This is a genomic window from Moritella sp. F3 (genome assembly GCF_015082335.1).
GTDB lineage: Bacteria > Pseudomonadota > Gammaproteobacteria > Enterobacterales > Moritellaceae > Moritella.
This window is the reverse complement of the sequence record NZ_BLRL01000001.1, coordinates 591,030-603,497: the sequence shown is the minus strand read 5'-3', so window position 1 is coordinate 603,497 and position 12,468 is coordinate 591,030. Positions and strand designations below refer to the sequence as shown.

The window sequence follows — 12,468 nt, the reverse complement described above, 5'->3', positions numbered from 1 at the left end:
ACTTTGGTTACCTTTTGTCATCCCTTTGTCTTTTATTTATATTTAGTTATAAGAGTCGCTGGAATGGTAAACCGTTGAGCGTATTCGACTCTGACGGCTCCTTGATATTCTGACTGCGAGACTACTGCACTTAACCATTTAGCATTATTTGGGGCGTGAGATGGAAGGCGAACACTTCCTGCTCCCTCTATGGATAAATTAGCGATGTTGAATTGGATCTGTTGTGAGTTACCAATCATTGAAAATTCCTCATCAAACCATTGCCAATGAGTATTCGCTGGTTGGCAACTTATGCGTTTTTCTGGTGTTTGAATATGAATGAGTGATACGGAATTACTGCGATTTACTTTTATCCAAGGTTGCTCATTGTTGGAAGATAAGATGAGAGGGTAGACAGCCTGCTCAATCGTTAATTGGTAAAAACCAGGCGAGGGTGGGTGGACAAGATCATTACTTTCGACTTCCGCATAACCGAGTTTTGGTTCAGTGGTATTATCAGACATCCATGTTCGGCCTTGCTGATCGACTAAAGAGACTGCTGTACTCTTTTCTACGCCATCAAGCGATATTTTAAGTTGGTAACTCTGTTGAACTAGATTAGTTTTTTTTTGGATCATTAGCCTGATATGGCGATATTCATTAAAGGGGGAATTGTCATTTAATTGTCGACCACATTGAGATCGACTAATAATCGTTTGTTTGATTTTTTCCCAATGCTTTTCATCGACCGGTTGCAGGCTTAAAGCCAATTGCATCTCTTGCCAAGCAAGTTGTATATTGCCTTGTACTAAAGATGAATAAACTGATTTTAGCGGAGTGGGCATAAACCAATCTCCAGCAACTGCTTGTTGGTTAAAAAAGGGGATGGTACTTGCTAGCATCAAAATATTTTTTATTGTTTTCATGTCACAGCCCCAATGAGTCGGTAACCAACTCCACGTAGTGTTTCTATATTCAGCATGGGTAATTTTTGTCTCAAATGAAGAATATGATTGTCGACTGTTCGAGTCGATGGAAATGTCTGAAAGCCCCACACTTTATTAAGTAACTCATCACGATGAAATACACGCCCTTGGTTTTGAACCAATAGAAGTAGGAGTTGAAACTCTTTTGCTTTTAAGTTTAGCGTTTCACCATCGCTAATGACTATTCGTTTTGATACATCAATGTGTACGTTTTGATAGGTAAGCTTACTTTCACCTAATGGGCGTAACTGAGCATGAATACGTGCGAGTAGTTCTAGGTGTGAGAACGGTTTAAGTACGTAGTCTTTTGCTCCGGCCATTAAGCCTTCTATGCGTTGGTCAACGTCGATTTTAGCGGTTAATATAATAACAGGTATCGCTTTTATCATCAGCCATTGAGGTAGCCAAGTTAAGCTATCACCTTCTGGTAGTTGTCTATCTAAAATGACTAAGTCAGCTTGCATCCAATGTTTACTGATTTGGTTACAGTCGCAGAGCCACTGACAATCGAATCCCTCTTCGGTAAGGTATTGACTAAACCCTTCTCCGAGTAATTTATCGTCTTCAATAAGAAGGATTTTTGTCATAGTGGTAGCTCCAAGATACAGCGTGTTGGATTGTGTTTATATACAAATCGGCCACCCATTTTCTTCATTAAACGTGTCACAATCGTGAGGCCCATACCCATATTATCGTGATGGTATGTAGGTCGGATTTTTTTCATTAATCGATGGTATCTATTTGGGAATTGCCCTTGGTCGATAACTTCAATGCGTAAATACTGATTGGTATAAACAAATAGAGTGACATCTCCTTTACCGTGCTGCAGGGCATTTTTAAGTAAATTTTCTAAGCAGATCCCGAGCCAATAATAAGGTAATGTTAATTCTTGATCATTGTCTAGTTTATAATCCAGGTTGTATTTATCTAAACAGTGGTCAAGCCAATCAGAGAGATAAGCGGTTTGTTTTTGATACTGAATGTGAGGGTCAGTACTTAAAAAGCCTTTACTGGTTTCTGTGAGTTGAGATAAACGTTGGTGATCTGCAAGTAAGCGTCCAAAAATTCGTTGAGTTTTGTTATCAAATTGATCAAAGTGACGGCGAAATAGTTCAACTGTAAAGCCTAAACTGGTAATTGGAGTGCGCAATTCATGTGTGAGTAATTGTAATATAAATTCCCGTTCCTTAGCTTCGTTTCTATGGTTTATTACGCCTACAGAGAAAAAACCGATAGAAACTAGAGCTAGCATTGCGATTAGCCATTTTAGGCCACGATTAATGAATGAAATTGGTTGAATGCATAAATTACTGTAACTTATGTTACACACTTGCTCCGCGTTAGCTTTAGATTCAATATTTATTTCTAATGGTGATAATAGTTGACGCCAATCTTGCTCTTTAATACTCATCAACCCGAACTCACCGTTGAGCCAGAGCTTGCCATCCTGAGCGAGGTAAGCCCTATATCCTGATAATAGTCTATCGCTACCTTCTGAGGAAAGTGGGTCGAGTAACTCGTGTAAAGGATGACTCGGATTTGATAGTGTGAGCTTGTGATCATGAGTTGTGATAAATTCAGCTTGTTTGTCATAATCCAAAGATCTTAAATAGTGGTCAGCATAACTGCCGCCAGTAGGGTGCAACATCTCGCCTTGAGCAAACCAATCATCATCTAGCGCTTTATCGTTACAGAGAGCTGTTTCAAATTGAATCGCACGAGCTAACTTTGGACGTTGTTGAATGTCTGAAATAGTTGTTTTTTCGAGTAGGTTACAGGTCTGCTGTAATTGCCAAAGGCCTTGAATATCCGTCCAATCATAGTCTTCGAAATTGGGGAATTGATTACTGCTAAGTAACAGCCGAATTGGGTAACGGTTAAGTTGTTCAAGCGTGATTTTGGTTTCGTAAGCCAGGTTAGAAGCCTGTTGGAAAAATAACTGCCAACGAGTTTGTAAATTTGAAGTATCTTCAGTGGCTTGAGTGATCGCAGAGAACAATAGAATCAAGGTTGAAAATGCTAACTTAATAATTCGACGATAAAATGGATTAACACTCATGAGGTTGTAAGGTCTCTGGATCATTGATTACATGTGGAGATTATAAACGTTTCAGCTATTTATTTGTCATCTGAATGTCATCATTTAAAAAATGAAGACTTTAATTGTGCATGGTGGTTACAGTTATATCCCTCTCAACTGTACTGACAGGCTAATATAAACCATCTAAGCTTAACTAAATGCCGCATGATAAGTGACTTCACCCACAGGTATTTCCTTGTCTGCCGTCGCACAGTCATCATGAGATAATGACTTAATCATAAAGTATTCAGGCGGCACGCCTTTAAGCGTTAAGTTTGCATGGGTCTCGAAACCAAAGCGACCGTAATACTCAGGTTCACCCAGTAAGACGACACCAGCTGCATTTTGGGACTTTATTTTTGTTAAACTGGCTTCGATAAGTTGGCGACCAATCCCTTCACCTTGGCGCGCTGGAACAACGGCGACAGGTCCAAGTCCATACCAATTAGTTGTAACACCATTAATCGCGACAGGAGAGAGTGCGATATGGCCAATAATACCAGTGTCATCTTCAGCCACTAAAGATACCGTCAATACTCCAGCATCACGTAATGTATTAATAATAAGATGTTCGGTCGGTTTTGCGCCAGGAGCATGGTGTGGGTGATTCTCAAAGGCACGGTAAGTTAATGTTTCTATCACGTTATGATCTGCTGTTGTTTCTGTTCTTATTTTCATATTAATATTCATTTTAGTTTCTCATCTTAAGTACAAACATTTGATAGCCGTATTGGCCTAAGTACTTGCTGTGGATTGTTAACTCTTTTTGTAAATCTTCTAAAGCAGGGGATACAAAAACATGGTCAGCTAACTGAGCAACCTTTTGCTGTAAAGGCTGTAAGTAGTTGTCCCAAGAGACTTGGCTCAAGGTATAACTATCAATTACCTGATAACCAGCGTCTTCGATCATTTGCTGTCGGTTGGCAACGGTGGCCATGTCTGGATAAGCGTCTAGCCAGAATTGCTGAACTTCATCATCAGGTGAGTCCGTTAACCAAACTAAATCACTAACCACTAAATAGCCGTCTTGTTTAATAAAGCGTTTCCAGCTTTCCAATGCTTGCTTAATCCCCATGATATAGGCGCTGCCTTCAGACCAGATAACGTCAAACTGTTGTTCTGAAAAAGGCATATCAGTCATGCTGGCACAAATCAGTTCTATGTGTGGTTGTGAGGATTGTCGTGAAGATAATGGCTTAAAAGGCAGCTGCTGCGCTAAATGTTCTTTTAAGCAACTCAGGTTGTATTCATCATTATCCAATCCAGTAATAGAAAACTGGGCATGTTCAGCGAGGGCTATTGTAGTAACGCCTTTACCGCAACCAATTTCTAATAGTTCACCCGCTTTAATTGGGATGCTACTGAGTGCCTTTATTGAATCATCTGTAGAGCTTGGACCGAGTCTGTCTAATCCATCAAAGATGAACTCAAACTCGCGCATATATTGCTCATGATTATTCATATCTTTCGATAGCCATTTTAACCTCAATGCTTGTTTTTCACTGAATCCCTGCGTCATTAACCAATCTAAGTGGGCTGATGGCGCGTGTTTATCTGTCGCTTGGTGCCAATCTCGCATTGAACTCATGCCTAACATTGATGAAAGCAGTTCTCTCGACTTCTGCTTTTGGGCTATATCTTCATCCAACGTCTGCAGTCGCTGCTGTAATTGTTCACGATTAATTTTGGCTTCAAGGCATGCTTGGCATTCTTTAAGCGACAACCCACCAGACTGTAATTGTTGTAAGAGCTTAACGCGTTGGAGATCGAACTCGGAATAGCTTCGGTAGCCATTCGCTTGTCGTTTAGATGAAATTAGCCCGAGCTTTTCGTAATAAAGCAAAGTGGTACGGCTTAAGTTAACTTTTTGCGCTAATTCAGAAATTTTATACATTCGATTTCCCCTCGTTGATAGATAGACTATAAACTATGAAGCCTTAGACAGGTCAAGAGTCATTTTTAAATAATGACAAATAAATGGGGGGAAGGGGATTAAGGTTATTGACTTAAAGAACAGCATAAAATGGTGTTGAGTTAATTAAGTACCTTTTTCAATTGTTCAATAACATAGTTTTCGTCGAGTGGTTTTCCGATCATCACTTGATGATTTAATAGCCCTAAAATCAGTGTATACAAGGGGACTTGATGTGTATCTGATACATAATTACCAAGCATTGACATGTACTTTTGGTTGGCAAGCGCCATGCATGAATCGGTCGCAGTATTCTCTTCTCCAATCGTATCGATATAATCGGCAATCAGCTTCATTTCCTGGAAGAAACGGGGGGCGATCTGATTAAGAATCAAGATGAAGTTTTCTATTTTTTGTACATCGTTTGCTGCAGATGATTCTGGTCGCTCTGCTAATACGTTGGCATCAAAATTCACAATAGCTTCTGTTGCGGCTCTAAAGAGTTCATCCTTACTTTTGTAATAATGATAAACAGCACTTTTACTCATGCCTAATTGCTCACAGAGCTGTCTCATGCCAATGTTTTTGTAGCCGAATTTTAGGAAAACCTCGGTTGCTTGTAGCGCTATATCTTTGCGTCTTTTGTCATGGTCTACGATCTTTGGCATCTATTCTTTCTCTGTCATTTTTATTAAATTACTTTTGTTAAAGTCGGTTACGGTAACCTTACTGACTATACTACACAAAGCCTTATTTAGTCCAGTTGGACAAAATAGATCTTTACATTGGTCGGGTGGTGTATTAATTTAAAAAGACCAGGTGGTCTATATAAAGGGTTTTAATATGAAAATTGATTGGAATGTACCAACCGCAAGGTCTGGGTTTTGGGGCGTTATTGATAAGCTTATTGGACCGGGAGCCACTAAAGCAGAGAAAAACTTACAGCTCTATATCCCGTTTGGCGCCGGTATCTTGCTGGTGGCTTATGGGTATATTGCCCAATATGGTTGGAGTTGGTCGCAATACTTAATTGCAGGTCTGCTTACCGTTGATATTATTGGTGGCATCATCACGAATGCAACGTCGAGTGCGAAGCGTTGGTTTCATCGTGAGGGCCAAGGTTTTAAGCAGCATATGAGTTTTATTCTGACTCACTTTACGCAGCTATCTCTGTTTAGTTATGCATTCATGGGATTTGACCTCATGTGGATAGCGATGACAGGTGGTTTTATGGTGCTCGCTTGTGTGATTATTTTGAAAACGCCTCTGTATTTGCAACGTCCAGTTGCGCTAATGCTATATTCATTGAGCATTATGTTGGCTACTTACTGCTTTGCTGCACCACAAGGATTAGAATGGTTTTTGCCACTCTTTTATCTGAAGTTATTAATCAGCCATGTACTGCGCGAAGAACCATACCGTCCAGAGCAGGAGTGAGGTAATTACATGAAAGCATATCCTCGTTGCAGGCTTAACAGATTATCTTGACTTGTACATTATCAAGCACTGGTCGCTAATCTGAGTGAGTTACGAGGCATATGCGATCATGTGAACGCTAGTCATCGACTGTCTTATTATGTTTCAAGGTAAACAATTAATAAATCAGTGTCGACGGTGTTGGCAATTTTTCGTATTGAAGATAATAAACGACTCCATAAATCATGATGATGCCCACACACTAATAGATCTGCATCTAATTGATGGATCGCTGTTGTTAATTTCACTTCCAACTCACCGATTAAAACCAGCGTGTTTTCAACGGGGTAATCAAGTTGTTCGGCTAATGCGCTGAGCTCTGTTTGGTATTGCTCCTTCTCTTTTTCGTCAGTGTCTGTATCTTCTATTTCATGCGACGCTAACCACGGGATGTCCCCTGGGCCTGATACTTTCAAGTGATGTGCACTAACATAAATAAGTGAAAGCTTAGCATTAGCCTCTCTTGCTAATGTGACGGCTTTACTCATGACTATGTCACTGGGGCTAGTTAAATCGACTGCAACTAATATATGGTTATAACTCATTGAGTTTATCCTCTACTATGTCTCTATTAAGAGTAGCAGAGTTAATCTGGTTGACGAGATTAAGGAATAGAGATGGAGATTGGGAGATAGTGAAGCGCATAAAATCGAGCTACCGATAAAGCCTGCCACTTCACGATACCTCGATGCTGTTTCTTACATATTAGCTTTACTAGCTGAGTGCTACAGTCACATCACCCTCAACTGTACTTGAACAGGCTAATACAACCCCTTGTTCAATTTCTGCTGCGGTAAGCGTTTCACTGCTGGTGGACTTCACTTCACCGCTAGTGACTTTACACTTACATGATCCGCAAACACCCGCGCGGCAAGCGCCGATAATTGGTACGCCATTATTCTCTAATAACTCTAATAGTGATGAACCTTGAGCAACTTCTTTCTCTACCGCAAAGTCGGGAACGTAAAGCATCACACTGGCTGCTGATGCACCTGATGTGATGTTATCTTGCAGCTTGTTATCAGCTGCTGGCGTAAAGCTCTCTTGGAAGAAGTTCGCCATATCAAAGTCACTTTCTTGGGCTATATTTTCTACTGCTTTCATAAAGCCGACAGGACCACACAAGAAGATAGTACGATCTTGTAAATCTGGATATAACTGCTGAATAACGTCTTTGCTCACCATGCCTGTTTGATGTGCTAAAGCAGGGCTATTAGTCGTGGTATTGTCATTAGCACTGAAGTTAGCAAAACCATCACTGTTTTCTAGCAGTAGTTGCACTTTGAAATTGTTGTGTTGAGCAATTAACGTCTGCATTTCAGCATGGAAGATAACGTTGTCTTTGTCTCGGGCGCAATGTAAGAACTCAATGTCTGCATCGCTGTCTTGCGCTAACAATGTTTTGGCAATTGACATAACAGGAGTGATACCACAACCAGCGCTGACTAGTAGTAGCTTCGATTTGTGTTGGCAATCACTGCTATTGAATTGGCCTGCAATGTTTAATGCCGATAAGTTATCGCCGATAGTTAAGTTATCCGCTAACCAATTCGATACTAAACCGTCAGGTACACGCTTAATGGTTAAACGTAATTGTTTTTGTTGTGGTACAGAGCTAATTGAATATGCGCGGTAGTGAGTTTTACCCTCGATTTCTATCGCTAATGTCACGAATTGACCGGGTTTAAAATCAAATAAAGTTTGGTCTGCTGCCGCAAAAGTAAAGCTCATTGAATCATGGGTTTCCAATTCACGCTTAACCAATACTAATGACGTTGTAGTCGGTGACCAAGTTGTTGGTTTTAGGTGTTTTTTCACAACCGTTTTCACAACAGATTTTACAGCTGTTTCACCTAGCGAAAAACTCAGCTTTGGTGTTGCTAGCTTTGAAGAACCCGTCGACTTACTGCCACCAAGAGCAAAGTTAAGCTTAGGAGCTTGCAGCTTACTGCTTACAGGCGCAGGTTTTTCTTTACCCGTCGTTGATTGACCTAATCCAGCACTGTTTAATTTAAGAGGCTTAAGTGCAGGGGGAGTAAGCGTCGATGAAGGTGTTTTTGAAGAAGACATGAGTTGCACCTATGGCTGTAATAATTAAAGGTTTGAATATGGGGGTAGGGTTACGGTGTATAGAACGCTTTTAATCAATGCGGCATGTCGGAATATCACCGCATTGATCAACAAGTGTTACTCGTTAGTATTATTGACCTGAAAGCATAGTCGCTAAGTCAGTTTCAACGTTACCAACACTGCGCATATCAAAGTTATCTTGTAGCGCTTTAATCAAGTTGTCAGTTAAGAACGCGGGAGCAGTAGGACCGGTATAAATACCTTTGATACCTAAAGCGAATAGCGTTAATAACACCACAATTGCTTTTTGCTCGAACCAAGATAAAACAATGCTTAACGGTAATTCATTCACACCACAATCAAACTCTTCAGCCAGTGCTAACACTAATTGAATGGCAGAATAAGTATCATTACATTGGCCAACATCTAATAGACGTGGGATACCATTGATATCGCCAAACTCTTTCTTATTGAAACGGTATTTACCACAAGCCAGCGTAAGTACTACTGAATCTTCAGGCGTATTAACAGCGATGTCTGTGAAGTAGCTACGCTCTTCTTTATCACCATCACAGCCACCGATTAGGAAGAAGTGTTTGATGTTACCCGCTTTAACTTCTTTGATAACTGCAGGAGCAGCTTCCATTAGCGCGTTACGACCAAAACCAACCGTGATCATGTGTTCGATTTCTGTGTGCGCGATACCGTCTTGTGCTAATGCACATTCGATAACTTGCGAGAAATCATCGCCTTCGACGTGTACAACACCAGGCCAACCCACAATGCTACGGGTAAATAGACGGTCTGCGTATTGACCTACGTTTGGATTGATTAGACAGTTAGATGTCATCACAATTGCGCCAGGGAAGTTAGCAAATTCTTTTTGCTGATTCTGCCAAGCGCTACCGAAGTTACCAACTAAGTGTGGGTATTTGTTTAGTTCAGGATAACCGTGTGCAGGTAACATTTCACCATTGGTGTAAACGTTGATACCTTTACCTTCAGTCTGTTGCAGAATTTTTTCTAAATCATGTAAGTCATGACCCGAAACAAGAATACATTTACCCGCAATTGGTTTTACATTTACTTGTGTTGGTTGTGGGTGACCAAAGGTATTGGTTTCACCACGGTCTAGAATTTCCATGATGCGGTAGTTTAACAAACCAATTTGCATTGATGTTTCAAGCAGCGCATTCGCATCTGTCGGTTCAGTACCTAAGAAGGCCATTATTTGATGGTATTCAGCGCAGATAGACTCTTCACTTTGACCAAGAACATGAGCATGTTCCATGTAGGCTGCTGCACCTTTAAGGCCGTATAAGCATAATAAACGTAGACCAATGATGTCTTCGTGTAACTCTTCATGACCACGGTTAACCGCTGCTTCAGGTGCGAAATTCATGATTTCTTCAGCTGTGCTTGGTAATACAAACTGCGCTGCAGGCGACAATGCAGGTAATGTGTCACCGGCTGCTGCAGCGGCTGCCATTACTTGTGTGCTTAATTGGATCTTGTAACGTTCAGCAATTTCAGTGTATTCAGTAATACGCTCTGGTACAAAGTTAACGTTAGTTAAAGTAGAGAAGAATGCACGTGGTGCCCAAGCATCAATTTCAGCGTCGATGATGTCATATTTACGCGCTAGCTCTGCCCAGAAAGACACACCTTGAAGATTAAATACTAATATGTCTTGTAGGTCTGAAACATCAGCCGTTTTACCACACATACCTTGAGTATAAGAACAGCCTTTAGCCGTTGGTGTTTGAACAGTTTGCTCACATTGAATACAGAACATTTAAGACTCCATTATAATTATATGATTGATATCGAATTAACGATGATCTCATAATCTATACTGCAGCTAACGTGCCAACTTTTATCTTGTTGATATGTATGGTTATTGTATTTTTATGAAGGATGTCTTGATGTGGTTATAACAACACGGCTGATGTGATTTGTACATCAACCGTATGTATGATTATCTTAAACGAGTTCTGCAGCACGTAATGTTTTTGGCTCAATACCGAGTTTTTTACCCATTTTGTATAAATTACCGCGATCCATCTGTAAAAACTCAGCCGCTTGCGCCCACACAAAGTTAGATTGCTGTAGGGCGTGAGAGATCAGTTTGGTTTGATAGCTTTCGACTGCGCTACGCAGCTCAAATGATGTTGTCGGTAAGTCATCGGTAGCTCTGTTTTTATCGGTATAGGTATCTGCATCGATATAACCTTCTGCTGAATAGGTGTAAGTGTTGCTCACTTCATCGGATAAGTGTTGCTGTAAGATCAAGCTTTTCTGTGCCTGGATCGCACGGAGTCCGGCACGCATCAAGGTATGTTCTAATTCACGCACATTACCAGGCCAGCTGTAATGGTTAAGTGCTGTTAATGCTTGTGGGTGCAATTGCAATTTAGCCACATTGAATTGGCTGCGTACACGGTCGAGTATGTGACCAGATAATACTGCAATATCACCTTGTCGATGACGTAGTGGTGGTACCTTAATTGGAAACACATTTAAACGGTGAAATAGATCACTTCGAAAGCGTCCCGCTGCGACTTCTTCAGTTAATTCACGGTTAGTTGCAGCGATAATACGGACATTTATCATTAGGTTCTTATCGGCGCCAACACGCTGTACTTCGCCTTGTTGAATAACACGCAGTAATTTCGCTTGCATTAATAGCGGTAACTCGCCAATTTCATCTAAGAAAATGGTACCGCCATCGGCTAACTCAAATTTACCTGCGCGGTTACTGGTCGCCCCTGTAAATGCCCCTTTGATATGACCGAATAGTTCGCTTTCAGCCAGTGATTCTGGCAAAGCGGCGCAGTTTACGTAAATCATCGGCTTGGTTGCACGTGAGGATTGTGAATGTACCGCGTGGGCAACTAATTCTTTACCTGTGCCTGTCTCACCACTGATGAGCACTGCGTAATCGGAATAAGCGACCATATTGATATTGTTACGCAGGGTTTGTATTTCCGGGCTAATGCCAACTAATTCACCGCCTTTATTACGTGCTTCTTGGATCAGAACTTGATTCATATTCTGTTGTTGTTGGTGGCTTTTTTGTAATGCTTCAACTTGATTAACGTTTCTTATTGTTGCTGCGGCTAATGCAGCAAAGGTTGCGACGGTAATATCATCAATACGCTTGAAAGCCCCGACCTGCATAGCATCAAGGGTAATGAGCCCGACTAAATGATCTTCAACATATAAGCTACAACCCATGCAGTCATGCACATCTATCGAGCGGTTTGGATCGCTTTTTAATAAACCATCAAATGGGTCAGGTAAGGTCGAACTCGCTGGAAATCGTACTGGCTCACGAGTGGCTAGAATAGCGTGTAGGCGAGGGTGTTGCATTGGATCAAATTTTTGGCCTAACACTTCATCAGACAACCCATTAACGGCAGCAGCAGACAACAGACCTGAATCATCAAGAATAAACAACGCACTCGCATCGCAAGGTAAAACAGACTGTAATGACTGCATCAAACGTTGGTAGTGATGGCCTGAAGGCAAGTTTAAATTGAGGTCAAGTGCAATTTGTAACATCGCCTGGTCGAGAGTTGTTTGCATAATAAAGCCTTAATACCGAGAGTGATGTGATTTTTACATCGTGAGCTGGCAGCTGTAAATGGAAGACTGTTGAAACGCCGGTATAACAGAGGCTTTATTGATCTGGGTTAATTTTATAAAGGAATATAGTCATTCATAAACGGTTGTTCATAATTGCTTACGATGACGACTCATAGCCAGTTATTCAGACGCTAGTTAAAGTAGTGTCGTGACCAGATTAAGCGCGTGGTTAGTTATAAGGTTTAGTGTAAACGTGATTTTATTATTGTTTTTTATCTCCTGTTAATCATCTGTTTAATTCTGTTTTACGCGTTAGTTTTAGCATGAACGTCTCCAAAATAAATAGTTAGTCTATAGTTATGCTACAGGCGAATTAG

11 protein-coding genes are annotated in these 12,468 nt (G+C 40.9%); 1 reads left to right on the top strand and 10 read right to left on the bottom strand.

The window, feature by feature from the left end; translation table 11 throughout:
* Positions 1-32 precede the first annotated feature (32 nt).
* The 6 genes from JFU56_RS02650 to JFU56_RS02625 form a co-directional block, all read right to left on the bottom strand.
* Positions 33-905 carry a DUF2861 family protein gene (locus JFU56_RS02650; protein ID WP_198435722.1) on the bottom strand — a complete coding sequence of 291 codons (873 nt, stop codon included), beginning with the start codon at positions 903-905 and terminating at the stop codon, positions 33-35.
* Positions 902-1,552 carry a response regulator transcription factor gene (locus JFU56_RS02645; RefSeq protein WP_198435721.1) on the bottom strand — a complete coding sequence of 217 codons (651 nt, stop codon included), beginning with the start codon at positions 1,550-1,552 and terminating at the stop codon, positions 902-904. Before JFU56_RS02645 ends, JFU56_RS02650 begins: the two co-directional genes overlap by 4 nt.
* Positions 1,549-3,024, bottom strand: coding sequence for a DUF3404 domain-containing protein (locus JFU56_RS02640; protein WP_198435720.1), 1,476 nt, complete (start codon positions 3,022-3,024; stop codon positions 1,549-1,551). The genes JFU56_RS02645 and JFU56_RS02640 overlap by 4 nt, the downstream gene beginning before the upstream one ends.
* A gap of 171 nt (positions 3,025-3,195) precedes the next feature.
* On the bottom strand, positions 3,196-3,723 hold the full coding sequence (locus JFU56_RS02635) for a GNAT family N-acetyltransferase (protein ID WP_242065813.1): 528 nt from the start codon (positions 3,721-3,723) through the stop codon (positions 3,196-3,198).
* A 13-nt stretch (positions 3,724-3,736) separates the two neighbouring features.
* Positions 3,737-4,939, bottom strand: a complete 1,203-nt coding sequence (locus JFU56_RS02630) for a MerR family transcriptional regulator (RefSeq protein ID WP_198435718.1) — start codon at positions 4,937-4,939, stop codon at positions 3,737-3,739.
* A 140-nt stretch (positions 4,940-5,079) separates the two neighbouring features.
* A complete protein-coding gene (locus JFU56_RS02625) occupies positions 5,080-5,625 on the bottom strand; it encodes a TetR/AcrR family transcriptional regulator (RefSeq protein WP_198435717.1) in 546 nt (181 codons plus the stop codon).
* A 175-nt stretch (positions 5,626-5,800) separates the two neighbouring features.
* On the opposite strand from JFU56_RS02625, the gene JFU56_RS02620 reads away from it, so the two are divergent.
* Positions 5,801-6,394: a hypothetical protein gene (locus tag JFU56_RS02620; protein ID WP_198435716.1), complete on the top strand. Its 594-nt coding sequence runs from the start codon at positions 5,801-5,803 to the stop codon at positions 6,392-6,394.
* A 137-nt stretch (positions 6,395-6,531) separates the two neighbouring features.
* On the opposite strand, the gene JFU56_RS02615 is transcribed toward JFU56_RS02620, so the two are convergent.
* From JFU56_RS02615 to norR, 4 genes are all read right to left on the bottom strand, one after another.
* Entirely contained in the window at positions 6,532-6,978 is a 447-nt protein-coding gene (locus tag JFU56_RS02615; protein WP_198435715.1) for a universal stress protein, read from the bottom strand.
* A gap of 169 nt (positions 6,979-7,147) precedes the next feature.
* Entirely contained in the window at positions 7,148-8,503 is a 1,356-nt protein-coding gene (locus JFU56_RS02610; protein ID WP_198435714.1) for a hybrid-cluster NAD(P)-dependent oxidoreductase, read from the bottom strand.
* 130 nt (positions 8,504-8,633) lie between these two features.
* The gene (gene hcp / locus JFU56_RS02605; protein WP_198435713.1) at positions 8,634-10,298 is read right to left on the bottom strand and encodes a hydroxylamine reductase; all 1,665 of its coding nucleotides are present in this window, start codon (positions 10,296-10,298) and stop codon (positions 8,634-8,636) included.
* 188 nt (positions 10,299-10,486) lie between these two features.
* Entirely contained in the window at positions 10,487-12,091 is a 1,605-nt protein-coding gene (norR, locus tag JFU56_RS02600; protein ID WP_198435712.1) for a nitric oxide reductase transcriptional regulator NorR, read from the bottom strand.
* Positions 12,092-12,468 lie beyond the last annotated feature (377 nt).